This window comes from Vitreimonas sp., assembly GCF_036392335.1.
GTDB lineage: Bacteria > Pseudomonadota > Alphaproteobacteria > Caulobacterales > Aquidulcibacteraceae > Vitreimonas.
Genome location: NZ_DASVYD010000019.1, coordinates 43,762 through 67,672 on the forward strand (window position 1 = coordinate 43,762; position 23,911 = coordinate 67,672).

Here is a 23,911-nt window from a genome sequence, read left to right on the forward strand (position 1 = left end):
CGATTAGGGCTTTTCACGTGAAGCAGCAGCGCCGCTGACGCCGCTCGTCATCAGCTTCACGAACGCGTCCTGGGCTTGCGTGCCGACGCTCATCCACGAATTCATCATCGCTTCGCCGCTCATCAGCTGGAGGTTCTTCTCCATGCGCTTGCCCATCTCCTCGACGAGCTTTTCGTTGATCGGCGTGACGTCCGGCAGGCCCATGAAGCGGCGCGCTTCCTCCGGCGAGCATTCGACATTGACGGTGAACTTCATGGCCCCAATTCCTCTCGCGCGTTTGTCGCTGTGAGCGTCTATAACGCCTGGCGAAGCCCCAAGACAGGATGGAGATCGAGGCATGGGTGAATGGGTACAGATCGCGGGACCGGACGGCGTGTTCCGCGCGTACATGGCCAAGCCCGCGGGCGCGCCCAAGGCCGCCGTGGTGGCGATCCAGGAGATTTTCGGCGTCAACGCCGTGATGCGCGGCAAAGCGGATTGGCTGGCCTCCCAGGGCTTCCTGGCGATCGCGCCGGACCTGTTCTGGCGGCTCGAGAAGGACGTCGACATCACCGACCAATCCGAGGCCGAATGGGCCAAGGCCATGGATTTGATGAAGCGCTTCGACCTGGACACCGGCATCAAGGACCTCCAGGCCACGATCGATCACGCGCGCGGTTTGGTGGACGGGGGCAAGGTCGGGGCGGTCGGCTATTGCCTGGGCGGCTTGCTGGCCTACCTGACGGCCACGCGCACGGACGCCGACGCCAGCGTCGGCTATTACGGCGTCAACATTCCGAACTTCCTCAAGGAAGCCGAGAACATCCGCCAGCCGCTGATGCTGCACATCGCCGGCAAGGATGGCTTCGTGCCGCCGCCGGCGCAAAAGCAGATGAAAGATGGCTTGGCCGGCAACAGCCACGTCACGCTGCACGACTACCCGGAGCGCGATCACGCCTTCACGCGCGAAGGCGGCAAGAATTACGATGCGGCCGACGCGAAGGCCGCCGATGACCGCACCATCGCGTTCTTCAAGGCGAACCTCGTATGAAGCGGCTTTTGCTGATTGGCGCGTTGGCGCTGGCGGCGTGCGATGCGGGGACGGCCACGCCGAGCAACACGCACGCCGATCAGATTCAGGCGCTCGCACCGGCCGACGTCGGCGCGTTCTTTGATTGCCTCCGCACGAGCGGGCGCACCATCGTCGCGGCGCATCGCGGCGGGCCAGCGCCCGGCTTTGCCGAGAACGCCATCCCCACGTTCGAGAACACGGTGCGCCAAGCGCCCGCTTTGCTTGAGATCGACATCGCCCGCACGCGCGACAACGTGTTGGTGCTGATGCACGACGACGAGCTGGATCGAACCACGACCGGCACGGGACTCGTGCGTGCGCACACGCTCGCGGAAATCCAAGCGCTGCAGCTCGAGGACGAAAACGGCCAGGCGCTCGATGCGCGTGTGCCAACATTCCGCGAAGCTTTGGATTGGGCCGACGGCCGCGCGATCCTGGAGCTCGATGTGAAGCGGGGCGTCTCCTACGAAGACGTGGTCGCTGAAGTGCGCGCCGCCGGGGCCGAGGATCGCGTCATATTCATCACCTACAGCGATGACGCCGCCGTGCGCGTGCACAATCTGGCGCCGGAGCTGGTGCTCTCGGTCTCGATCGATGAAGCGAGGGATCTTGATGCGTTGGAGCGGCGCGGCGTTGATCTGAGCAAAGTGCTGGCTTGGACTGGCACCGAAGAGCCGAACGCAGCTCTCAATGTCGCGCTCGCGCAACGCGGCGTGGAGGCCATGTTTGGCACGCTGGGCAATCCCGACTATTCATGGGACGGGCGCTTCGCGCGCGAGGGCCGCGATCAATACGCTGCGTTCGCGGAGACGGGGCTGCAGCTCATCGCCACCGATCGGCCAGTCGAGGCGTCGCGCGACCTGGACGCCCACGACGGCGTCGACGGCCTCGCCGCCATGCAGTGCGCGACGGCCAACTGATCCCCATATCAACGCGAAATGATGGAGAGCGATCGATGAAAGCCATTCGCGTTGCGGAGACTGGGGGACCGGAAATGATGCGGCTCGTGGAGGTGGAAACTCCAGCGCTGAAGCCGAACGATATCCGCGTGCGCATTCATGCGATCGGCGTGAACTTCATCGACACCTACCATCGCAGCGGGTTGTACAAACTGCCATTGCCCACCGGCATCGGCCAAGAATTCGCCGGCGTTGTTGAAGCGATCGGTGAGAGCGTGACGCGATTTAAAATCGGCGATCGCGTTGCAAGCGGCACGGCGCCTGTCGGCGCATATGCTGAAACACACACGCTTCCAGAAACGCGCGCCGTGCATGTGCCGCAAGCAATTTCGTTCGATGTCGCCGCATCCGCGATGTTGAAGGGCATGACTGCGCGTTATCTTTTGCGCAAGACGTTTCGCGTGAAACGCGGCGATGTTGTTGTGATCCACGCGGCCGCTGGCGGCGTTGGTCAGATCGCTGTGCAATGGGCAAAGCATCTCGGCGCGATCGTGATTGCTGTTGTTGGCAGCGATGCGAAGGCGGAGATCGCAAGAGCGCTCGGCGCCGATCATGTGATCGTGCAAGCGCGCGACGACATCGCGAAACGCGTGCGCGAAATCACCAACGGAGAGGGCGCGCATGTTGTGTATGACGGCGTCGGAAAAGACACGTTCATGGCGTCGCTCGATAGTCTGCGTCCGCTCGGCATGATGGTGAGCTATGGCAACGCATCAGGCCCCGCGCCTGAGTTCAGTCCGTTGCTGCTCGCGCAAAAGGGCTCGCTCTTCTTCACACGGCCCACGCTCAATCACTACACCGCGAGCGTCGCCGACCTTGATGAGACGGCGGCCGATCTGTTCGAAGTGATCGGCTCCGGCGCCGTGAAGATCGCGCCGCCGACGCGCTATGCGCTGGCCGACGCCGTGCAAGCGCATCGCGACCTGGAGGCGCGTAAGACGACGGGCAGTCTGGTGCTCGTGCCTTAGTTACTTCACCGCCGCCGCTCGCTGGAAAGCAGGGCGCTGGGCGAGGTTGTCGTAATAGGTCTGCATCGCCGGCGGCACCACGTCTTCGATGCCGGCGAACTTGGCGACGCTAATCACGTAAGCGACGGAGATGTCCGCGGCAGTGAAACGATTGGCGGCGACGTAGGGCTTGCCGCCCAAGCGCTCGGCGGTGAAAGCGAGGCGCTTGGCGATCGCGCCCTTGAGATAATCGACCGTCCAATTCGCCTTCTGATCGTCGGGCGCCATGTAGCGCGTGGCGACGAGGGGATTGCCGTAGGCGGCCATCCCGGCTTCGCCGAACATCAGGAATTGCAGATAGTCTGCATAGCCTTCTTCGTGCGGCTTCACGTCGAGATCGGTCGGGCCGTATTTGGCCATGATGTAGATCATCATCGCCACTGACTCGATCATGGAGACATCGCCGTCAGTCATCGCCGGCACCGTGCGCAGCGGATTGACGGCTTTGAATTCATCGCTGGGTTTGAAGAAGGAGGCTTCCGCCGTCTCATACGGCACGCCCATTTCCTCGCAGAGCCACAGCACGCGCAGCGAACGCGCGCCTTGCGCGTGGTAGATTTTGAGCATGGACGTCTCCTTCGTTTGACGAGCGAATAGCACTTGAGGCGACTAACCGGCAACGAAAGAGGCGCGACCTGCGTCGCGCCCCTTGGTTGGACCATCGCATTTTCGCAGGTGACTACGTGTTCATCGACTGGAAGAAATCGTCGTTGTTCTTCGAGCCCTTGAGCTTGTCGAGCAGGAACTCGATCGCGTCCTGCGTGCCCATCGGCGAAAGGATGCGGCGGAGCACGTACATCTTCTGCAGGTGCTCCTTCGGCGTGATGAGTTCGTCCTTGCGCGTGCCGGACTTGAGCACGTCGATAGCCGGGAAGATGCGGCGGTCGGCGACCTTGCGGTCGAGCTGAAGTTCGCTGTTACCGGTGCCTTTGAATTCTTCGAAGATGACTTCGTCCATGCGCGAGCCTGTGTCGATGAGGGCCGTCGCGATGATGGTGAGCGAGCCGCCTTCTTCGAGATTGCGCGCGGCGCCGAAGAAGCGCTTCGGCCGCTGCAGCGCGTTGGCGTCGACGCCGCCCGTCAGCACCTTGCCCGAAGAGGGCACAACCGTGTTGTAGGCGCGGCCCAGGCGCGTGATGGAATCGAGCAGGATCACGACATCCTTGCCGTGCTCGGCCAAGCGCTTGGCCTTTTCGATCACCATTTCCGCCACCGCGACGTGGCGCGTCGCCGGCTCGTCAAAGGTGGAGGAGACAACCTCGCCCTTCACGCTGCGCTGCATGTCGGTGACTTCTTCCGGGCGTTCATCGATCAAGAGCACGATCAAGAACACTTCCGGGTGATTGGCTTCGATTGCCTTGGCGATGTTCTGCATGATGACGGTTTTACCCGTCCGCGGCTGCGCCACGATGAGAGAGCGCTGGCCTTTGCCGATCGGGGCCACGATGTCGATGATGCGACCGGTTTTGTCTTTGATGGTGGGATCGTCCAATTCCATCTTCAGACGCTCGGTCGGATAGAGCGGCGTCAGATTGTCGAAATGGACCTTGTGGCGTACGCGCTCGGGGTCTTCGAAATTGACGGAATTGACCTTGGTCAGCGCGAAATAGCGTTCGCCGTCCTTCGGCGCTTTGATCTGGCCTTCGACCGTATCGCCGGTGCGCAGACCGAACTTTCGAATCTGCTGCGGCGAGACATAGATGTCGTCCGGGCCAGGCAAATAATTGGATTGCGGCGAGCGCAGGAAGCCGAAGCCGTCGGGCAGAATTTCCACGACGCCGGCGCCGCCGATCTCCACGCCGCGTTCGGCGACGTGCTTCAGGATCGCGGCCTGCATGTCTTGCATGCGCAGCGTGTTGGCGCCCTCGATCTCGAGGGATTCCGCCAGGGCCAGCAATTCGGCGGCTGGCTTGCGCTTGAGCTCCTGCAGCGTGAGCGAGGTGAGCCCTTCAAGTGCTTGTTCTTCAGTCATTCATTCGTCTCGGGAGACGGACCTCGCGCGTAAGCTCGCGCGGGCAGGGCCGTCGATGGGAAAAGAGGTTCCGGCGGTTAAGGAAATTTGCGGCGCCGCCGTCGCACACGCGCTTTGGGAAAGCGCGCTTCGGACGCATGGACACCACATAGCGCCCGGAGCGTCAAGCCGGGCTTAATGTGGGAGCGCAGGTTCAGGGTTCAAGTGTCGCCAGCAGCACAGCGGCGATGGCCACCAGGAACGGGATTTCGCTCATGAGCCGCCAGAACTTCTCCGAGTGTCGCCGCTGGCCTTGGGCGATGCGGCGACCCTCGGCCGTCAGGAAGCCGTGATAGCCGCTCAGACCCAGAACGAGGATGAGTTTTCCCCAGAACCAGTGCGGCACCGTGGCGAGCACTTCGGGGATTGGCCGGGTCCAATCACCGGAAATGTAGGTCGCGAATAGGAAAAGCCCGAAGGCCCAGGCCAGGATCAGGCTGGGCGTGAGAATGATCATGCGCAGGCTGCGGGCCGCTTTCAGCATGGCGGCTTCAAGTTCACCGCCCGGCTGACCGGCGGTAATGTAGGCATAGAAGCGCGGCAGCATCAGCAGGCCGGCGATCCAAGCGATCACGGCGATGATGTGCAGGCCCCGCGCGAGGTCGTAGCCAATCACGTGATCCATTACCGCGTGTTCCCCTGGGGGCACTGACCCCACGCCGCCGGGCAGAGCCGACCGCCATTCTCTGACTGCAATTTGCCCGGACAGGCAAGGGCGCGCTCGGTCAGATCGGCCAACGCATCGATGAAGCGCGGGGCCGCCCCTGGCGCGGGCGCACGCAGATAGAATGGCAGGTTCAAGTCCTTGGCGAGTTGCGCATACTCAATGTCCAGTTCGACCAGGGTTTCGACATGCTCTGAGACGAAGGCGATCGGAGAGAGGATGACGCCCGCGCCGTCCGTGCCGGCGGCATGGATTTCTTCCTCCGTGGACGGGCCAATCCATTTGAGTGGGCCGACGCGGGATTGGTAGCAGACGCGCATTTCCCAGTCCGAGGGGAGCCGCTTCCTCACCGCGGCGACGCTCTGCTCGACTTGCCATTGATAAGGATCGCCCGCGTCGATCACGCGTTGCGGTAGGCCGTGGGCGGAGAACAGCACGCGCGGCTTGGCCGGGGAGCCTGCGTCGCGCCACGTTTTCAAGATGGCGTCGGCGTGCGCCTCAGCGAACGCATCGCCGGCAGGGTAGCAACAAATCGTGGAGCAGGGCAGGTCGCTGTGGCTCTTCCATTCCTTCAGCGAAGACCCGGTCGTCGTTGTCGAGAATTGCGGATAGAGCGGCAGCAAGATCGCGTCGGTCGCACCCCAGGCCTGCGCGGCTTGCGCGGCGTCCTTCACAAATGGCTTCCAATAGCGCATCGCCGGGAAGCACTTGAACGTGACATTGCTCACGCGCCTCGCCATCGCCGCTTCGAGCGCGTCCGCCTGTTTCGTGGTTTCGGGCAGGATCGGCGAACCGCCGCCCATTAGCGCATAATTGGCTTTCGCCAGCTTCTCACGCGTGCGGGAGATCAGCTGCGCGATCAAGAATCGCATCGGCTGCGGCGCGCTGATAATGGCTTTGTCGTTGAACAGATTGAACAGGAACGGCCGCACCGATTCCTGTTTGTCGGGGCCGCCGAGATTGAAGAGGATGATCGCGACACGGCGCGAGGTCATTAGGCGTAGCCCTGGACCTTCTTCCGCCTTCTCGTTCTCCAACGGAACCGCGCTCATTGGCCTTTCACCACGCGTACGAGATGCGCGAGATTTTCGGGTGTCGCTTCTGGCGTAATGCCGTGCCCAAGATTGAAGATATGCGGCGCGCCCTTGAACGCGATCAGCACATCACGAGCGGCGCGCTCCAAGGCTTCGCCGCCTACAATCAGGGTTTGCGGATCAAGATTACCCTGCAGCGCCATCCCTTCGGGCGCGACCTTGAACGCGAAATCCGCTGGCGTTTGCGTATCAACGCCTAGCGCATTGACGCCGGTTTCGTTCGCATACGCTTCGATCTGCGCGCCGGCGCCGCGCGGAAAGCCGATGATCGGCGCGGTCACGCCAAGCGCGCGCAAACGCTGAACCAACTTTCGCGTCGGCCCGATAATGACGCGCTGGAACATGAGGGGAGAAAGGCCCTCGGACCAGCTTTCGAATATCTGGACACAATCGGCGCCGGCTTGAACTTGCTTGGCCAAGTGCTGCGCGCTCATTTCCACGAGCACGTCGAGCAAAGCATCGACGTCCGCAGGCCTTTCATAGACAGCACGGCGAGAGCGGTCTTTTTCCCCGCCCTTGCCCTGCAGCATGTAGGTAGCCACCGTCCAGGGCCCGCCGCAGAAACCGATCAGCGCCGTTTCGCGGGGGATCGCGCGCTTGATACGTTCCACGGCTTCATAGACCGGAGAGAGCCGCTGCAGTGCGCGCTCGGGATCATCGAAGCGCCAAGTCTCTTCCTCGACCAAAGGCTTCAGCCGCGGCCCTTCACCTTCCACGAACGCGACCGCCCGGCCCAAAGCATCCGGGATCACCAGAATGTCCGAGAACAAGATCGCCGCATCGAGCGGAAAGCGCCGCAAGGGCTGCATCACCGCTTCCGTGGCTAGGGCAGGGGAATAGCAGAAATCCAGGAAGTTCTTCGCCCGCGTTCTGAGCTCCCGGTACTCCGGAAGATACCGCCCTGCCTGTCGCATGATCCAAATCGGAGGAGGGTCTAATCTCTCTCCATTCAAAACGCGCAAGAGAGCGGGAACGCTTTCCCGATCGGCCATGACCTTCTTCCAAACTAAATAAACTTAGAAATCTGATTAGAGAGGACTCGTTGTTGTGGCGATACGCAAACCGGGAGAACTTGGTTCTCCACATGCTGCCCACAGACTTGTCCGTCTCGGCGCCAGGCGAATTATCGTTAATGCCGAATTACTTGAGCCTGTCGAGTGGACCGGGCGATTCCTTTTTTCCCACGTTGTCGCATTGTGGAGAGGTCGGGGAGGAATCGCGCATGAGGAGAAGCAAATCGGGGGCAGGGTGGTCTGTTCGTTCTCTTCACCGGTCTTACTGGTCGGTTCGCCAACAACTTGTCCACACGGGCGGCAGGCCTGATATGAGGGCAGCCCATGCCGACCCGTGACCGTCTCGCGATCTATTTCAATGTCCACCTGGTGTCGGACTCCACCGGGGAGACCCTGGCCGGGGTCATGCGCGCGACCTGCGCGCAGTTCGACAACATCATGCCCGTGGAGCATTCCTATTTTCTGGTGCGCTCGGCGCGGCAGCTGGAACGGGTGATCCAGGAAATCTCGGACGCACCCGGCGTGGTGATGTTCACGCTCTCCAATCTCGAGCACCGGGCGCTGCTGGAGCAGGCGTGCGCCAGGATGGAGATGCCGTGCGTGGCGGTGCTCGATCCGGTGCTGGACGTCACCTCCCGCTACCTCGGGCTTGAGCTCAACCATCGCGTCGGCGCGGCGCGGAAGCTCAACGCGGAATATTTCAAGCGCATCGATGCGCTCGATTTCGCCATGTACCACGACGATGGCCAGCAGGCCGTCGAATTGATGGATGCCGACGTTATCCTCGTCGGCGTCAGCCGCACCTCCAAGACGCCCACCAGCGTGTATCTGGCGCACCGCGGCGTGAAGGCCGCGAACGTGCCGATGGTGCCGGGTGTGCCGCTGCCGGAAGAATTGTTCAGGCCGGACCGGCCGCTTGTCGTTGGCCTTCTCATCTCAGCTGACCGTCTAATTGGCATCCGCCGAAATCGATTGGCGGCGATGAAAGAGACGCGCGCGGGCTCATACACGGACGAAGAAGATGTGCGCCGCGAAGTGATGGAGGCGCAGAAATTATTCGAGCGGGAAGGGTGGCCGACAATCGACGTGTCACGCCGATCAATCGAGGAAACCGCAGCGGCGGTGCTCAATCTCTTGGCGGAGCATAGGGAAGAATGAATCTCGTGCTGGCGTCCGGCAGCGCCATTCGCCGACAGGTGCTGGCTGCGGCGGGCCTCGATTTCGAGGTCGAAGTCGCGCGTGTGGATGAGGAGGGGGCTAAGGCGAGCCTCCGCGCCGAAGGCTTGAAGCCGCGCGAGCAAGCGGATGCACTGGCCGAACTGAAGGCCCTCGCAGTTTCACGCAAGCGCCCCGGCTTCATCATCGGCGCCGACCAGATGCTGGCGATCGAGGGCGAAACGCTGGACAAGCCGAAGGACATGGCCGAAGCGCGCGCACACCTGATGCGCTTGCGCGGCAGGACCCATGAGCTTCTCTGCGCCGCCGTGGTCGCGCGCGAAGGCGCGATTATCTGGCGGCATATTGAAACGCCGCGTCTGCGTATGCGCGCATTCACTGACGCTTTCATCGATGAATATCTGGCCCGCGCTGGCGCCGACGCGCTGAAATCCGTCGGCGCGTATCAGCTTGAAGGCTTGGGCGCGCAGCTCTTCGAGCGCGTCGACGGCGATTATTTCTCCGTGCTTGGGCTGCCGTTGCTGCCGCTTTTGGCCTTCCTCCGTGAACATGGCGTGGTGGCGAAATGAACATCACTTCGGCCACCAAATTGCTTGCGGTCATCGGCGATCCAGTGCGGCATTCGCTCTCGCCGGTCATGCACAATGGCTGGATCGCGGATCACGAGTTGGACGCGGTTTACACCGCGCTGTCCTTGAAGAGCGATGACGCGGCAAGCGTCATCCGTGCGATGAAGGCGCTCGGCTTCACAGGCGTGAACGTCACCGTCCCGCACAAGGAAGCCGCCGCGCGCGCCGCGGACCGCAGCGAATCCGAAGTCGCCAACACGCTGCGCTGGGAAGAGGACGGCACGTTATCGGCCTTCAACACGGACGGCGCGGGTTTTGTGGACGCGCTGACCGAGACCGCGCCCGACTGGCGGGGCCGCGTCAGCCGCGTGCTGATCATCGGCGCGGGCGGGGCGGGGCTCGGTGTCGGCAAGGCCCTGTCGGCTTACGCGGACACTGTGCACTTCACCAACCGCACCTTGGCGCGCGCCGAGGCGGCCGCGGCCGCGGTGTCGAACGGTCGTGTGCTGCGCTGGGAAGATTTGGAGCGCGGCTTCGGCGCGGCGGATCTCATCGTGCAGACGACAACGCTTGGCATGGCCGGGCAACCATCGCACGATTGGCCCGTGCAGCTTTGCCGCTCCACCGCTATCGTGGCCGACATTGTCTATAAGCCGCTTGAGACCGACTTTCTCTACGCCGCGCGCGCACGTGGTCTGGTCGCGATGGATGGTCTGGGCATGCTAATCCACCAAGGCGCGCGTGCGTTTGAGCTTTGGTTCGGCGTGAAACCCGATACGAAGAGGGCGCGGGAACGTCTGCTCGAGGCGCTCGGCGGATGATCATCGTCGGCCTCACCGGCTCGATTGGCATGGGCAAATCGACGGTCGCGAAAATGTTCGCGGAGGAGGGCGCGCCCGGTTTTGATTCCGACGCCGCCGTCCACGCGCTCTACGCGCCGGGCGGCGCAGCGGTCGCGCCAGTGGAAGCCGCGTTTCCAGGCGTCACGAAGGAAGGCGCGATCGATCGCGAGGCGCTGTCGAAACGCGTCGTGGGCAATGAGTCCGCGATCAAGCAGCTCGAAGCCATCGTGCATCCGCTAGTGCGCGCCGCGCAGATGCAATTCCTGCAGGACAATCGCGACGCGGGCACGGCGGTCGTCGTCCTCGATATTCCGCTGCTCTTCGAAGGCGGCGGCGCGAAATACGTGGACAAGACGGTCGTGGTTTCGGCCCCAGCTGAGGTGCAGCGCGCCCGCGTACTGGCGCGACCCGGCATGACGGCCGAGAAGTTCGAAGCCATCCTGGCGCGGCAAATGCCTGACGCGGAAAAGCGGGCCCGCGCGGATTTCGTCATTGATACGGGCGGTGATTTCGAGACCACGCGGTCGCAAGTCAGAGGCATACTGGACGCGCTGCGCGAACAGATCTAGCCAAAATGCATGCGCGAGATCCTGTTTGACACGGAAACGACCGGTGTTTTCCCGGACCATGCTGACGAGAAGCTGCGTGACCGCGTGGTGGAAATCGGCTGTGTCGAGGTGTTCAACCTGGAGCGCACCGGCCGCGAGTTTCACGCCTACATCAATCCCGAACGCGACGTGCCCGAGGAAGTGGTGCGCGTGCACGGATTGCGTGGCGACTTTCTGCGAACGCAGCGCCGCTTCGCCGAGATCGTGGGCGAGTTTATCGAGTTTGTCGGCGATGCGCCGCTCGTGGCGCACAACGCCTCGTTCGATCGCGGCTTCATCAACGCGGAGCTGCGCCGGTGCCTTCTGACCGAGCTGCCGGAGGATCGGTTCGTCGATACGTTGGCGCTGGCGCGCAAGAAATTCCCGGGCGCCTCGTGCTCGCTCGATGCGTTGGCGCGCCGCTTCCAACTGGACCGCTACGGCTTTGATCTGGCGTCCCGCAAGGGGCCCGGCGGTCACGGCGCACTCGTCGACTCGCGCATCTTGGCCGAGGTCTATCTGCATCTTAAAGGCGGCCGCGAGCAGCGGCTGGCGTTCGAGGCCGACGAAGTTGCGGCGGCCGACGCCGGCATGCTGCAGCCGATTGAGTTCGTGCGTCGCGCGCCACGGCCCATCCCGCTGGGGCCGAGGGGCTCGGCCGAGGAAGCTGAGGCCCACGCCGCGTTTATCGCCAAGCTCGGCGAAAAGGCGATTTGGCTGAAAACCGGGAGCTAGAAGCTCGCGCCGCCCGCGGCGGCCTGCGGCGGCGCCCCGTCAGCCCCAGCCGCGCGCTCCTGGCGCTCGCGCAATTCGGACCAATAGAGCGGCGTGAAATCGATGGGGTTGATCAGCAGCGGCGGGTAGCCGCCCTCGCGGGTGATCTCGGCCAGAATCTGGCGCGCGAACGGAAACAGCAGCCGTGGGCACTCGATCCAGATCAGCGGCTCGACGTCATCGGCCCGCACATTCATGAATTGAAACAAGCCTGAATAGACCAGGTCGACCGAAAACATGATCGCGTCCTGGCGCCGGGCCTGGACATTAATGCAGAGGTCGACCTCGACCGCCTCATTGCGCTCGCCCATGGGGCGGGACTTCACCTCGACCCCCATGTCGATGGTGGGCTGGACGTCGTAGGCCTGGGCCGCCGCCGCCGCCATCGTATTGCGGAATGAAAGTTCCTTCACATATTGGGACAAGACACGCAGATGAGGGGAATCGGCTGGAGGCGGGCCGCCATCCGGCGCGTTTTGCGGGTTCATGCGCCAACTCTCAGCAAGGAAAAGCTTGGAAATCGGGCGCTAACATAGGCGAGGGCTGCGGCAACGCAACCGCGCTGGAAGAACCGACCTGTTGGCATTATCTTAATTCCGCGCACAGAAGCGCGTCTGGACGGAGCACCGGCGTTGGACCAAGGCATGATCGAAATTCTGATCCTGGCGTTTGTCGCCGGCTTCGTGCTGTTCCGGCTGTATTCGACGCTGGGCAAACGTACCGGCGCGGAGCGTCCGGCGGAGCCGACGCCGCAGCCGGCGCAAGGTCATTTGCCACGCGAGCAGGCGCAGGCGCCGCTTGCCCAGCCGACGCCGGCGGGGCCGGCAGGCGAGGGGCTCATGGCGATCCTGCGCGCCGATCCCAATTTCGACGTCGGTCATTTTGTCGCCGGCTCGAAGGCCGCTTACGAAATGATCGTCGGCGCGTTCGCCAAGGGCGATCGGGAGACGCTGCGCGGTCTGCTCACGCCGCGCGTGTTCGATTCCTATGCGGCCGCGATAGAACGGCGCGCGCAAACCAACGAAGCGGTGCCGGAGCTTGTGCGACTCCGGAATGCCGAGATCGTTGAAGCCGATCTGCAAGGCGACACCGCGCGCGTCACGGTGAAATTCGAAGCCGAATTGGCCGAAGGCGCGCACGGCATCCGCGATGCGCGTGAACGCTGGACGTTTGAACGAAATGTGCGCTCGAACGATCCGAACTGGCTGCTCTCGCGCGTTCAGGCGGCGTGAGCAAAAGCAAGCGTGAATTAAGCTCTGAGGAAAAAAAGCTGTGGCGCCGCGTCGCCGCGAGCGTGAAAACGCGCCGTGCGCTGCCTGAGGCGGCCGAGGAGCAAGCGCCGCCAATAAAAAGTGTGATTAAGCAAGCCGAGAAGACGCCGATAAGCGATCCGCCGCCGATTCGCGGCGTCGCCAAAACAGCTGCGCCGCCGCCACGACGCGACGCCGAAAAGCGCGTGCGGCGCGGCAAGCTTGAGATCGGCGGCTCACTTGATCTCCATGGCCACACCCAGGATTCAGCCCGCGCCGCGCTCGCGCGTTTTCTCCGTGTTGCGCAAGCGCGGGGCGACGGCGTGGTGATTGTGATCACCGGCGTGGGGCGCGGTGGGGAGGGGGTGCTCAAGCGGCGCTTGCCGGAATGGCTGGCTGCGCCGGATCTCCGGCCGCTGACGACAGGCTACGCGCCCGCACATCGCTCGCATGGAGGAGCTGGGGCGTTCTACGTCTTCATCAAGCGTGTGCGGGAAACTCCCGCTTAAGCTTCGTGACTCCGACGTTTACCGAAAAACGCAGCATCTTCAGCGCATTATAACCAATGAAGCCAATTCTCCCGTGCGCGCGAACGCGCGTTGGAGAACGTATGGCCAAGGGGCTTGCACCGTCTGCGATTGCGCGCTTGCCGCGGGGCTTGGCCGCCCGGGCGATGGCGTTCATCGCTCTTCTCACGACGGTGACGGCGGCGCTGTCGGCCGTGATCATTCTTTTCGGCGTGCACATCCAGATCAACGAACAGCAGCTCCTGATCGCGCGCCAAAACACTGAATTCCTAGCGATGCGTTCCGAGCGCCTGATCGCCCAGGGCCGGAGCGCGGAGATCGGCGAAGCGATCGCGGGTTTAGCCCGAAACGGGCAAGTGCATTCCTTGATTGTGCGCGACATGAGTGGGGTCGTGATCGCCCAGGAGGGCGGCGACGCAAGTGACGCACCGCTTGTCGAGAGCCTCGTGCGTCGCGTCGCGGAGACTCACAGCTTTACCTTTGAGCGCACGACGAATGGGCGCTTGGCTGTCGCCGCGCCCATCATGCGCGACGGCGTTCTCATAGGCGTGGCGCTTCGCATTTGGAATAGCGGCGCATTTCGCTTCGATGTGCTCGAGGCGTTAGCGCCGTTTCTGTTCATCGTCGCGTGCCTTATTCTGGCGGCGATGGTGCTAACCGCGCGCCTTGTCCGGCGCGCGATGGCGCCGCTCAATGAGCTCGCCGCTTTTGCGGAACAAGTCGCCGAGCACGAGCAAGCGCCAGCCATCCATATTCGCTCCGGTGACGAGTTCGAGACTCTCGCCAACGCCTTCAACAATATGACCGCGCGCCTGGACGCTTCGATGCGGCAGGTGCAGGAAATATCCTTCGTGGATCCCGCCACGCGCTTGCCGAACCATGAGCGGTTCGTGCGCGAAGTGGACTTCTTCGTGCTGCAGCAAGGCGCGCAGACCAACGGCGCGGTGGCCATCTTTGAGCTGCAGCGCGTGCCGAAATTGCTGCACACGCTTGATCCGATTGCGGCGCGCGACTTCCTGCGCATGGTCGCGGAGCGGCTGACGCTCAGCGTGCGCACGGTCGAGCGCGTAGTGTTGCGTCGCCAAGAGCAATCTGTGTGCGCGCGCATTGGCGCCGCCGAATTTGGCGTGTTCGCGCCAAATCTGAGCCAAGCCGATGCCGCGCGCTTCGCCCAACATCTGAACGCGGCGCTCAATCAACCCTTCGAATGGCGCGGTCACAAGCTCACGCTCGGCGCCTGCTGCGGCGTCGCCCAAGCCCCGCGTGACGGCAACGACGCCGACACCATTATCCGCCATGCCCGCATGGCGCTGGGCGCGGCGCACAACGCGCCAGCGCGGATGAAACTCTACACGCAGGCTTTGGACCGCGAAGCCGTGGCGCGCATCACACTAGAGCGCGAAATGCGCGGCGCGATCGAGCGCAACGAGTTTCGCGCGTACTTTCAGCCCAAGATCAATCTGGCGACCGGCCGCATCGAAGCATGCGAGGCGCTCGCGCGCTGGATCCGCCCAGACCGTACGATCATCAGTCCTGGTCGTTTCATTCCGGTGGCGGAGGAGAGTGGTTTGATCGGGCCGTTGTCGGACGCGATCATGCGCGAGGCGTGCTGGAAAGCGGCGTCGTGGGCGCGCGCAGGCATGGCGACAAAGGTGGCGGTGAACGTCTCCGCGCTGCAATTCCGCACGGAACGCTTTGCCGATAACGTGCTGCGCGTGGTGCAGCACGCGGGCCTGCCGCCGTGTCATCTGGAACTCGAGATCACCGAATCCATGGTGATGGAGGATCCTGAGCGCGCGTTGCGAGTCATCCAGCCACTGCGCGAGGCGGGTGTTCGTCTCGCGATTGACGACTTTGGCTGTGGCCATTCCAGCTTGGCGGCGCTGTCGAAGCTGCCCTTCGATGTCATCAAGATCGACCAGCAATTCGTGCGCGCGCTGGAGCGCGGCGATTCACAGGCGGCGGCGATCATCGAGATGATCCTGGCGCTGGCGCGCACGCTCGACATGGAAGTCGTGGCCGAGGGTGTGGAACGTCCGCAAGACATGGAATTCATGGCGGCGCGCGGGTGCCATTGGGGGCAGGGCTTCCTCTACGGCGCGGCGGTTTCGGCCCCAGAATTCGCCGAATTGCTGCGCCGCCAGGCGGGCGAAGACGTTACCGCCGAAGACGCGGCTTGATCGTCGGCATCGGGTTCGCCACATCTGCGGCATGAGTGAACCCCAGCAATGGCACGGCACCACGATCGTCTGCGTCCGCAAGGGCGATAAGGTGGTGATTGCCGGAGACGGTCAGGTCTCCGCCGGCCCGACCATCCTCAAAGGCAACGCGCGCAAGGTGCGTCAGCTTGCGGGCGGTGCGGTGATTGTCGGCTTCGCGGGCGCGACGGCGGATGCGTTCGCGCTGTTTGAGCGGCTTGAGCAGAAGCTGGAGCGTTTCCCCTCGCAATTGGGACGCGCGTGCGTTGAGCTGGCGAAGGATTGGCGCACGGATCGCGCCTTGCGGCGGCTTGACGCCATGTTGATCGTCGCCGACCGCAAGGAGACCTTTCTCGTCACGGGAGCGGGTGACGTGCTCGACCCGGAGCACGCTGTCGTGGCCGTGGGCTCAGGCGGCAATTTCGCGCTTGCGGCGGCGCGCGCCCTTTATCCGCACGTGGAAGACGCCGAGGCGATCGCGCGGGAGGCGATGGCGATCGCGGCCGATATCTGCGTGTACACCAACGGCAAACTCACTGTCGAAACGCTGACGGCTTGACGAGACGCAGGTGCGTTAGCGCAGCAGTAAGCCGCGCCGCGGCAATGTTCTCATATGACTCCGCGCGTCTCCGTCGGCGATCGTGTACCCCAGGCTACCCTGGGGCGAATGATTGACGGCGTGATGCACACGGTGGAGCTGCACGAATTGCTGGCCGGGCGACGCGCAGTGCTCGCGGGGGTGCCGGGTGCGTTCACCCCGGTGTGTACGTATCGACACATTCCGGACCTGCTGGAGAATGTCGGACGGCTGAAAGCCGCAGGCTACGGCCTGATCGCTTGCGTTGTCCCGGACAGCCCTTGGGCGGTGGCGGCGTGGGCCGAGGAAGTCGATCCACGGCGTGAGATGGTGTTTCTATCCGATGGAAACCTTGCCCTGGCGCGGGCGCTGGGCGTCACCGTGGCTGCGCATGACATGATGCTGGGCGAGACCTCCGCGCGATATTTGCTGGCGACCGACAGCGGCCTCGTGCGGCGCCTCAATGTCGAGAGCAAGATCACCAATGTCGATTGCACCCGGGCGCGCGACGTTTTGGTGATGGACTGACATCTTCACCTGAGCGGCCGGCGCCCCTAAGTCTTGGGGGTCATGACCCACTTCTCGCCGCGCGAAATCGTCTCCGAACTTGATCGCTATATTGTCGGACAGGCAGACGCGAAGCGCGCTGTCGCTGTCGCGTTGCGCAATCGTTGGCGGCGCAAGCAATTGCCCGAAGAGCTTCGCGACGAGGTGACGCCCAAGAACATTCTGATGATCGGCCCGACCGGCGTCGGCAAGACCGAGATCGCGCGTCGGTTGGCAAAGCTGGCGGGCGCGCCGTTCCTGAAGGTGGAGGCGACGAAATTCACCGAGGTTGGTTATGTTGGCCGCGATGTCGAGCAGATCGTGCGCGATCTGGTCGAAGTGGCGCTGAACATGGCGCGCGAGCGCCGTCGTCGCGAAGTGCGCGCCCGGGCCGAAGCCGCCGCGGAGGAACGTGTGCTCGACGCCTTGGTGGGGCAGGGCGCCAGCGCGGCGACACGCGAGTCCTTTCGCAAGAAGCTCCGCAACAATGAATTGGGCGGCTCCGCCGTCGAGATTGAAGTGGAAGACAATGTATCGCCGCTGGGCAACCTCGATATTCCCGGACAACCGGGCGTGGGGGTCGTCAACATCGGCGACATCTTCGGAAAGGCGTTCGGCAAACGCACCAAGCACGTGCGCATGACCGTGGACGAAGCCTACGAGCCGCTGGTGCGCGAAGAGAGCGACAAGCTGGTGGATCAGGATGCGCTGGTGAAAGAGGCGCTGACGCTCACCGCAGAGGACGGAATCGTATTTCTGGACGAGATCGATAAGATCGCCTCACGTTCGGAACGGGTCGGCGGCGGCGATGTGAGCCGCGAAGGCGTGCAGCGCGATCTGTTGCCGCTGATCGAGGGCACGATCGTCAACACCAAGCACGGACCGGTGAAGACGGACCATATTCTGTTTGTGGCGTCCGGCGCGTTTCATGTCGCCAAGCCCTCCGATCTGCTGCCCGAATTGCAGGGCCGTTTGCCGATCCGTGTGGAGCTCAAAGCGCTGACCCGAGAAGATTTCCGGCGCATCCTGACCGAACCGGAGGCGAGCCTCGTGACGCAATATAAGGCGCTGCTGAAGACCGAGAACGTCACGCTCGACTTCACGGAAGATGCGGTCGAGGCGCTGGCCGAGATCGCCGCGGACGTGAACGCGACGGTGGAGAATATCGGCGCGCGGCGTCTGCAGACGGTGATGGAGCGATTGCTGGATGAAGTCAGCTATACCGCGCCGGACCGGAGCGGCGAGACGCTGCGGATCGACGCCGCCTACGTGCGCAAACATGTTGGCGATCTGGCGAAAAACGCCGATCTCAGCCGCTTCATCCTTTAAACGCGAAAGCCGTTCTTCAGCGCGAGTGCGCGGAGGTTTTGCTCCGGACGCGGGCCCATGTGCGAGATAACTTCGGCCGCCGCGAGCGAGGCGAGCGCGCCGCACTCGGGCAGGGGCCGCTGGTGGGCATAGCCAAACAGGAAGCCGGCCGCGTATTGATCGCCGGCGCCGGTTGTGTCGACGACATTGGCGACCGAGAAGGCCTTCACCTCGATCGTGTCCTTGTGCGTCACAATCAAAGATCCCGCGGCGGAGCGCGTGACGGCGACGATTGGGCATACTTTGCGGGCGGTCTCGATGGCCGTACCGAGGTCGTCGCATTCATAGAGTGAAAGAATCTCAGCTTCGTTCGCGAACAGAATGTCCACGTGGCCGGCGACGAGATGACGGAAGCTGTCGCGGTGGCGATCGACGCAGAATTTGTCGGAGAGCGTTAGCGAGACTTGGCGCTGCGCGGACTTCGCGATCTCGGCGGCGCGGACGAAGGCGGCTTTGGCTTCGTCGCGATCGAAAAGGTAGCCTTCGAGAAACAAAATCTTGCCGGCGGTGATCAGGCCGGCGTCGATATCGTCGGGGTTGAGCAGGGTAGAGGCGCCCAGATAGGTGTTCATCGAGCGGTGGCCGTCAGGCGTTACGGCGATGAGGGAGCGCGCGGTCGCCGGCGTGCCGGGGCGGGGCGGGGTATCGAAAGCGACGCCGGCTGCGCGAAACTCGCGCGTGAATTGGGCGCCCAAATCGTCGTCGGCCACTTTGCCGATATAGCCCGTCTTGCCGCCGAAGCTGGCGATGCCCGTCATGGTGTTCGCCGCCGACCCACCAGCTGCGACGGTCGCGTTTGTGAAGCGCGCAGTCAGGTGATCGGCGCGCGCTTCGTCGATCAGGCTCATCGCGTCTTTCGCGATGTTCTCCTCGGCGAGGAAAGCGTCGGAGACCTGGGCGATCACGTCGATGATGGCGTTGCCGACGGCGACGACGTCATAGGTCGAGCTGGACATTCAGAAAATCCTTTGAGGGTTAAGGCCTTTAAGCCTGCGCGGCGGGCGCTGTCCAGCATTGCGGCAGGCGAGCTTGCAGGGCATGTTCGCGCCCCATGAGAATTGCTGCTTCGCTTATTGCCTTGATGTTTCTGGCGGCATGCGCCACCGCCGCGCCCAGTTCGGCGCCACAACCAAGCGGCGGGCCGGCCGCGGGCGCTGCGCCGGCGCAATCGCGGCTCACGCAGATGCTGGCGGCCGCCGGCTCCGCCAACGCGCCGACGCAAGCCGAGATCGAGCGCGCCTTTGGACCCGCGGACATCACGCGCCAGGACGGCGCCGGCGCGGCGCTCACGTATCGCTTGGAGAATTGCGCGTTGCTGCTGCTGTTCTCGGCGGATGCGCGCAATGCGATGCGGCTGACGCAATCGCATCCGAGCGCGCGGCGCGCGGGCGAGGCGGCGCCGAGCTTGAACCAGTGCGCGACAGAGGCTGACGCGCGCCGGCGTTCGTAATGGCGAAGATCGCGTATCTCAACGGGCGTTCCTATCGCGGGCAAAAGATGGGCCCGGGCCAATTGCCCGAGGCGGAACTCGTCAGCCACGAGCTGATCGTGGCCGAAGGCAAAAAGCGCGGCATCGACTTCGTCATTGAATATTGGGACGAGCCGGACTTGCCGCGGCGTGGCTATGACGCGGCGATCATTCGCACCTGCTGGGATTATACCGGCCGCGCCGATGAATTCGTGGCGGCGATCGAGGCGCATGAGCGCGCGGGATTGCGCGTGTTCAATTCGTCGGCGGTGGTGCGGTGGAATGCGCGGAAGACCTACCTCCGTGAATTGGGCGCCGCGGCGATCGAGACGGTGTGGCTGGATCGCGTTGATGGACGCGCGGTGGCGCAGGCGTTTGATGCGCTCGACGCGGCCGAGATCGTCATCAAGCCGCAGATCGGCGCGGGCTCGGTGCGGACCATTCGGTTGAAGCGCAATGCGTGGAGCGAAGCCGATCTGATCGACGGGCCGCAATCGGACGCGATGGTGCAGCCTTATCTGCAATCGATCGAAACCGAAGGGGAGCGGTCGCTGTTCTGGTTTGGCGGCGTCTTTTCGCATGCGATCCGTAAAGTGCCCAACAAGGGCGATTGGCTCGCGAATATTCCCGGAAGAACCGCGTTTCTTGCCGAAGCCGCGCCTGCGGGCGCGATGGACGCGGCGGAATCGGCCAGGGCGCATGCGCCGAAAGACCTCCTTTATGTGCGCATCGACCTGGTGCTGGGCGATGACGGCAAATGGCGTGTGATCGAGATCGAGGCGATCGAGCCTTATCTCTTCTTGGATTTCGCACCCGAAGGCGCGGGCGTCTTTGTCGATGCGATCGCGCGGGTCTTGTCCTTATAAAGACAGAGATCGGCGATGACGCAGCGCGGGCATTCGGGCTTGCGTGCGATGCAGGTGTAGCGCCCGTGCAGAATAAGCCAGTGGTGGGCGCCGTGGAGATATTTTTGCGGCGTGATGCGCATTAATTGCGCTTCAACTTCGTTCGGCGTTTTGCCGTCGCTTAGGCCGGTGCGGTTGCCGACGCGAAACACGTGGGTATCAACAGCGATTGTGCCTTCGCCGAAAATCTCCATTAGCACGACATTCGCTGTCTTCCGGCCGACGCCGGGCAGGGCTTCCAAAGCCTCGCGATCGCGCGGGACTTCGCCCTTGTGCTGATCGATCAAGGCTTGCGAGAGGGCGATGACGTTTTTGGCTTTGTTGCGCCAGAGGCCGATGGTCTTGATGTAACTGGCGACGCCGTCTTCGCCGAGTCTCAGCATTTTCGCGGGCGTATCCGCGATCTTGAACAGGGGCGCCGTGGCGCGGTTGACGCCTTTATCTGTCGCTTGCGCGGAGAGCACGACGGCGACGAGCAGGGTGTACGCGTTCGTGTATTCCAGTTCCGTGCGCGGATCGGGGCGTATCTCGGCCAAGCGCGCATAAAGTTCTTCGGCCTTGGCTTTGGTGAGGCGCTTTGCCATTACACGCCGCCGCGCCGGGCGCGATGCAAAGCGGCGTCGAGCGCTACGGCGAAGCTCTCGCACTCCTTGGGCGAGAGGAACGCGCCGAGGCGCATTTGGCCTTCGCTGTCGCGGATCAGAACGCCGGGGCCGTCGCGCGTGACTTTCGCCCAGACCGGATTGAGCTGCCAATGCGTGGCAACGCCCTTCTTATCGACGGCGGCGACGTGCACGCGGCCGGGGCCGATGCGGACATATTCGGCGGCTTGTGCGGCGCGATAATTCCAGCGGAAGGCCAGATAGAGCGCCAAGACGTCGAGGCCGAGGAAACCGGCGACGGGATAGGCGCCGTTGGCGATGAAGATCGTCGCGCCGATCAGATTGATCGCGATGACTGCGATCAGCATGGCGCGAAAGGCTTTGGCGCTGAGGCTGCGGTGCGGGCGCAGCACGGCGTCCATGTAAAGCGGGCCGTCGAAGAACGGCGCGTCGGGCGTGCGTTCCCAGCGCGGCTGCATCACTAGAGCCCCAGCACGTCGCGCATCGAATAGAGCCCCGGCGGCTTATCCGCGACCCAGAGTGCGGCGGCGAGGGCGCCATCGGCGAACACGGCGCGATCCATCGCGTGATGCGAGAGTGTCACGATTTCGCGTTCGGCGATGAAGCGCACGTCATGCTCGCCGACAATGCCGCCGCCGCGAATAACGGAGAAGCCGATCTGGCCTTCAGGGCGTTCGCCGGTGACGCCGTCATAGGGCGCGAGGCGCAGATCTTTCAGCGGCGCGTTGCGGCCCTTCGCGGCGGCTTCGCCGAGGAGGAGGGCGGTGCCAGATGGCGCATCGACCTTACGGCGATGATGCGCCTCGGTGATTTCGATGTCCCAACCGGGCCCCAGCTTTTGCGCGGCTTGCTCGACCAGCGCGGCGAGCAGATTGACGCCCAGGCTGAAATTGCCGGAGCGCACGATGGCGATGCGCTTGGCATGTTCGGCGAGCTGCGCTTCTTCGGCGGCGCTGAAGCCGGTGGTGCCGACGATGGCGGCGCGCGTCGAAGTGTTCTTCAGCGCGGCCAGCGCGTCGAGCGTGGCGGCGGGTGTGGTGAAGTCGATCCAGACTTGCGCGTTTTCGGCGGCGTGGTCGGCCACTTCCGTGGTCATCATGAAGAGCGGCGAGATGCCGGCGAGCGCGCCCAGATCGGCGCCCAGGAATTGGCCTTCGCTGCGCTCGGTGCCGCCGGCGACACTGAAGCGAGGATCGGCGCAGGCGGCGCGGATCAAAGCCCGGCCCATGCGGCCCGCGGCGCCGGCGATGGCGATAGAAAGCGTCATAACTCCCTCATGGACCGTGGATTTCAAACCGGCAAGGCCAAGGCGTGCGTCATCCTTGTGGGCGCGGACGCCGGAAAACGAAGCCCCCCTTGGAGAGCCGGGACGCGGTGAAGTCGCGTCAGAATGTGCGCCGCTTGCGCGGCGCGAAAACGCGGCTTCACCGCGTCCCGTGATCTGATTTGCGTCGGCTCCGCTGCGGGCGTTCTTTCACACCAGAGAGACGGATCGCCGACGGCGTGCGGGTCATCGAGTTCGCGATGATCCCGGCGCGTCCTCCCGCTGTTGGCAGCGGGCCTCTGCACGCGCGGCGTTACGCGGCCGAAGGATGCGCGCGAAGCGGCAAGCCTGCATCGCGCGATCGCTCGGCTCACGCCTTCTCCGCATATCCAGCGAACGCCCTGGTTCGACACGGACACCCGCCTTGAAGCTGACGGGAGGCGGAGAAGCGGCGCGCGCTTCACGCTCGATCACATCGTTCGCGCTTTGGCTGAACTGGGCGCCACCTGCTCTCCGGCGCGAACGACGGGGGCAGTATCGCGCGGGCTGGGAGGGGTTGAATAGATTTTTTGCGAGCGCTTGATTTTGTTGGCGGGGAGGGGTGTTGGGTGTGGGAGAGAGGTGAGTCCATCAGCGCATCACCGTCATCCCGGACGCGCGGAGCGCGATCCGGGACCTGGCGGCCGCCGCACTGCGCTTGTGACGCCTGGGCGCCGGCTCTCCGCTTCGCTCCGGCCGGGATGACGGTTGGGTTTAATTGATCAACTTCCGCTCTTGGCCCAATCGAGACATTGGCCGCTAGAGTTCAAAGTTGGCGGCCAAAGAGTCCCAGTCGAGTTTGGAGAGCTCGTCCATGATCGAGGGCTCGATTGGCAGAGCGAATTCGTTTTGCAGCCAAATGACTCGAAGCTCTGAGCGGTTGAAGATTGGATCAGCACCACCGACCGGCTTCGACCTGAAGAGTCCAACGCAGGTTATTCGAGCAAGTGTGGCGGGCTCGCCGAAGGGATACACCTCGCCTGGTTCCAGTTCTATCGCCGTTTCTACTGGGGTTAGCAGAAAGACCGGAGGGTGTTGCACCGCTTGATGCCGCGCAAGGACATGCTCAAGATATTTTTGATTGCGCTTGCGGGTCGGCAGTCCCTCTAGCAGCCCGCCGTAGGTTAGCGTTTGAGTCAATTCACGAAGTTCTAGTTCGCGCCCGGTCACCGTCGTAATTTGACTGACTCCGCCCAAGTTCATCTCCTAGCTTAGGTCGCCCAGATGTCATGCCATCCCGATGGGAATGTCCGCAATCGGCTGTGAGTTCAACTGATCGACGCAACACGTACCTTGAATTGAGGGCTTGGAGCGAAGTCAGTGAAGAGAAATTATCGGCGTATGTCCGCCGCGCAGAGCGCGGAATTGTGGGATCGATGGAAGGCGGGCGAAGGCCTGA

General features: G+C 63.5%; 28 protein-coding genes. 16 read left to right on the top strand and 12 right to left on the bottom strand.

Features of this window, described 5'->3' with window-relative positions:
- Positions 1 to 3: 3 nt before the first annotated feature.
- Positions 4 to 255, bottom strand: a complete 252-nt coding sequence (locus VF769_RS04100) for a DUF6489 family protein (protein WP_331007098.1) — start codon at positions 253 to 255, stop codon at positions 4 to 6.
- An 82-nt stretch (positions 256 to 337) separates the two neighbouring features.
- On the opposite strand from VF769_RS04100, the gene VF769_RS04105 reads away from it, so the two are divergent.
- The 3 genes from VF769_RS04105 to VF769_RS04115 are packed head-to-tail and all read left to right on the top strand — an operon-like array spanning position 338 to position 2,978.
- Positions 338 to 1,030, top strand: a complete 693-nt coding sequence (locus VF769_RS04105) for a dienelactone hydrolase family protein (protein ID WP_331007099.1) — start codon at positions 338 to 340, stop codon at positions 1,028 to 1,030.
- Positions 1,027 to 1,971, top strand: coding sequence for a glycerophosphodiester phosphodiesterase family protein (locus VF769_RS04110; protein ID WP_331007100.1), 945 nt, complete (start codon positions 1,027 to 1,029; stop codon positions 1,969 to 1,971). Before VF769_RS04105 ends, VF769_RS04110 begins: the two co-directional genes overlap by 4 nt.
- A gap of 35 nt (positions 1,972 to 2,006) precedes the next feature.
- Positions 2,007 to 2,978, top strand: a complete 972-nt coding sequence (locus tag VF769_RS04115; RefSeq protein ID WP_331007101.1) for a quinone oxidoreductase — start codon at positions 2,007 to 2,009, stop codon at positions 2,976 to 2,978.
- Here VF769_RS04115 and VF769_RS04120 read toward each other — a convergent pair whose 3' ends face one another.
- The 5 genes from VF769_RS04120 to hemE all read right to left on the bottom strand — a co-directional run bounded on the left by VF769_RS04120 (position 2,979) and on the right by hemE (position 7,778).
- Positions 2,979 to 3,584, bottom strand: a complete 606-nt coding sequence (locus tag VF769_RS04120; RefSeq protein WP_331007102.1) for a glutathione S-transferase family protein — start codon at positions 3,582 to 3,584, stop codon at positions 2,979 to 2,981.
- Between the two features lie 112 nt (positions 3,585 to 3,696).
- Positions 3,697 to 4,989, bottom strand: coding sequence for a transcription termination factor Rho (rho, locus tag VF769_RS04125; protein ID WP_331007103.1), 1,293 nt, complete (start codon positions 4,987 to 4,989; stop codon positions 3,697 to 3,699).
- A 193-nt stretch (positions 4,990 to 5,182) separates the two neighbouring features.
- Complete coding sequence (locus VF769_RS04130) at positions 5,183 to 5,653, bottom strand: CopD family protein (RefSeq protein WP_331007104.1); 471 nt, start codon at positions 5,651 to 5,653, stop codon at positions 5,183 to 5,185.
- Positions 5,653 to 6,687 (bottom strand): ferrochelatase, encoded by a 1,035-nt coding sequence (hemH, locus tag VF769_RS04135; protein ID WP_349258093.1) that lies wholly within the window; start codon positions 6,685 to 6,687, stop codon positions 5,653 to 5,655. The genes VF769_RS04130 and hemH overlap by 1 nt, the downstream gene beginning before the upstream one ends.
- A 53-nt stretch (positions 6,688 to 6,740) precedes the next feature.
- Positions 6,741 to 7,778 (bottom strand): uroporphyrinogen decarboxylase, encoded by a 1,038-nt coding sequence (gene hemE / locus VF769_RS04140; protein WP_331007106.1) that lies wholly within the window; start codon positions 7,776 to 7,778, stop codon positions 6,741 to 6,743.
- Positions 7,779 to 8,123: 345 nt separating this feature from the next.
- Here hemE and VF769_RS04145 point away from each other — a divergent pair, with 345 nt between their 5' ends.
- From VF769_RS04145 to dnaQ, 5 genes are read left to right on the top strand one after another with little or no spacing between them, the layout of a single operon-like run.
- Positions 8,124 to 8,957, top strand: coding sequence for a pyruvate, water dikinase regulatory protein (locus VF769_RS04145; RefSeq protein ID WP_331007107.1), 834 nt, complete (start codon positions 8,124 to 8,126; stop codon positions 8,955 to 8,957).
- Entirely contained in the window at positions 8,954 to 9,544 is a 591-nt protein-coding gene (locus VF769_RS04150; protein ID WP_331007108.1) for a Maf family protein, read from the top strand. Before VF769_RS04145 ends, VF769_RS04150 begins: the two co-directional genes overlap by 4 nt.
- Positions 9,541 to 10,365, top strand: a complete 825-nt coding sequence (gene aroE, locus VF769_RS04155) for a shikimate dehydrogenase (RefSeq protein ID WP_331007109.1) — start codon at positions 9,541 to 9,543, stop codon at positions 10,363 to 10,365. Before VF769_RS04150 ends, aroE begins: the two co-directional genes overlap by 4 nt.
- A complete protein-coding gene (gene coaE, locus VF769_RS04160) occupies positions 10,362 to 10,955 on the top strand; it encodes a dephospho-CoA kinase (RefSeq protein WP_331007110.1) in 594 nt (197 codons plus the stop codon). Before aroE ends, coaE begins: the two co-directional genes overlap by 4 nt.
- A gap of 9 nt (positions 10,956 to 10,964) precedes the next feature.
- Positions 10,965 to 11,708: a DNA polymerase III subunit epsilon gene (gene dnaQ, locus VF769_RS04165; RefSeq protein WP_331007111.1), complete on the top strand. Its 744-nt coding sequence runs from the start codon at positions 10,965 to 10,967 to the stop codon at positions 11,706 to 11,708.
- Here the strand turns inward: dnaQ and secB are convergent.
- Positions 11,705 to 12,235, bottom strand: coding sequence for a protein-export chaperone SecB (secB, locus tag VF769_RS04170; protein WP_331007112.1), 531 nt, complete (start codon positions 12,233 to 12,235; stop codon positions 11,705 to 11,707). The two genes, dnaQ and secB, sit on opposite strands and share 4 nt — an antisense overlap.
- A gap of 156 nt (positions 12,236 to 12,391) precedes the next feature.
- Between secB and VF769_RS04175 the strand changes: the two genes are divergently transcribed.
- The 6 genes from VF769_RS04175 to hslU all read left to right on the top strand — a co-directional run bounded on the left by VF769_RS04175 (position 12,392) and on the right by hslU (position 18,174).
- Positions 12,392 to 12,979 (top strand): Tim44/TimA family putative adaptor protein, encoded by a 588-nt coding sequence (locus VF769_RS04175; RefSeq protein ID WP_331007113.1) that lies wholly within the window; start codon positions 12,392 to 12,394, stop codon positions 12,977 to 12,979.
- On the top strand, positions 12,976 to 13,506 hold the full coding sequence (locus VF769_RS04180; protein WP_331007114.1) for a Smr/MutS family protein: 531 nt from the start codon (positions 12,976 to 12,978) through the stop codon (positions 13,504 to 13,506). Before VF769_RS04175 ends, VF769_RS04180 begins: the two co-directional genes overlap by 4 nt.
- Positions 13,507 to 13,607: 101 nt before the next feature.
- Complete coding sequence (locus VF769_RS04185) at positions 13,608 to 15,704, top strand: putative bifunctional diguanylate cyclase/phosphodiesterase (RefSeq protein ID WP_331007115.1); 2,097 nt, start codon at positions 13,608 to 13,610, stop codon at positions 15,702 to 15,704.
- Positions 15,705 to 15,735: 31 nt separating this feature from the next.
- Entirely contained in the window at positions 15,736 to 16,281 is a 546-nt protein-coding gene (hslV, locus tag VF769_RS04190; RefSeq protein ID WP_331007116.1) for an ATP-dependent protease subunit HslV, read from the top strand.
- A 54-nt stretch (positions 16,282 to 16,335) separates the two neighbouring features.
- Positions 16,336 to 16,827: a redoxin family protein gene (locus tag VF769_RS04195; RefSeq protein WP_331007117.1), complete on the top strand. Its 492-nt coding sequence runs from the start codon at positions 16,336 to 16,338 to the stop codon at positions 16,825 to 16,827.
- A 42-nt stretch (positions 16,828 to 16,869) separates the two neighbouring features.
- The gene (hslU, locus tag VF769_RS04200; RefSeq protein ID WP_331007118.1) at positions 16,870 to 18,174 is read left to right on the top strand and encodes an ATP-dependent protease ATPase subunit HslU; all 1,305 of its coding nucleotides are present in this window, start codon (positions 16,870 to 16,872) and stop codon (positions 18,172 to 18,174) included.
- On the opposite strand, the gene VF769_RS04205 is transcribed toward hslU, so the two are convergent.
- Positions 18,171 to 19,169: an adenosine kinase gene (locus VF769_RS04205; protein ID WP_331007119.1), complete on the bottom strand. Its 999-nt coding sequence runs from the start codon at positions 19,167 to 19,169 to the stop codon at positions 18,171 to 18,173. The two genes, hslU and VF769_RS04205, sit on opposite strands and share 4 nt — an antisense overlap.
- Before the next feature lie 95 nt (positions 19,170 to 19,264).
- Here VF769_RS04205 and VF769_RS04210 point away from each other — a divergent pair, with 95 nt between their 5' ends.
- Complete coding sequence (locus VF769_RS04210) at positions 19,265 to 19,663, top strand: hypothetical protein (RefSeq protein ID WP_331007120.1); 399 nt, start codon at positions 19,265 to 19,267, stop codon at positions 19,661 to 19,663.
- The gene (locus VF769_RS04215; protein WP_331007121.1) at positions 19,663 to 20,547 is read left to right on the top strand and encodes a hypothetical protein; all 885 of its coding nucleotides are present in this window, start codon (positions 19,663 to 19,665) and stop codon (positions 20,545 to 20,547) included. The genes VF769_RS04210 and VF769_RS04215 overlap by 1 nt, the downstream gene beginning before the upstream one ends.
- Here the strand turns inward: VF769_RS04215 and nth are convergent.
- From nth to VF769_RS04235, 4 genes are all read right to left on the bottom strand, one after another.
- A complete protein-coding gene (gene nth, locus VF769_RS04220) occupies positions 20,472 to 21,170 on the bottom strand; it encodes an endonuclease III (protein ID WP_331007122.1) in 699 nt (232 codons plus the stop codon). The two genes, VF769_RS04215 and nth, sit on opposite strands and share 76 nt — an antisense overlap.
- Positions 21,170 to 21,667 (bottom strand): DUF2244 domain-containing protein, encoded by a 498-nt coding sequence (locus VF769_RS04225; RefSeq protein WP_331007123.1) that lies wholly within the window; start codon positions 21,665 to 21,667, stop codon positions 21,170 to 21,172. Before VF769_RS04225 ends, nth begins: the two co-directional genes overlap by 1 nt.
- A 2-nt stretch (positions 21,668 to 21,669) precedes the next feature.
- Positions 21,670 to 22,476: a 4-hydroxy-tetrahydrodipicolinate reductase gene (gene dapB / locus VF769_RS04230; protein WP_331007124.1), complete on the bottom strand. Its 807-nt coding sequence runs from the start codon at positions 22,474 to 22,476 to the stop codon at positions 21,670 to 21,672.
- A gap of 795 nt (positions 22,477 to 23,271) precedes the next feature.
- Positions 23,272 to 23,709, bottom strand: coding sequence for a hypothetical protein (locus VF769_RS04235; protein ID WP_331007125.1), 438 nt, complete (start codon positions 23,707 to 23,709; stop codon positions 23,272 to 23,274).
- Positions 23,710 to 23,911: the final 202 nt, after the last annotated feature.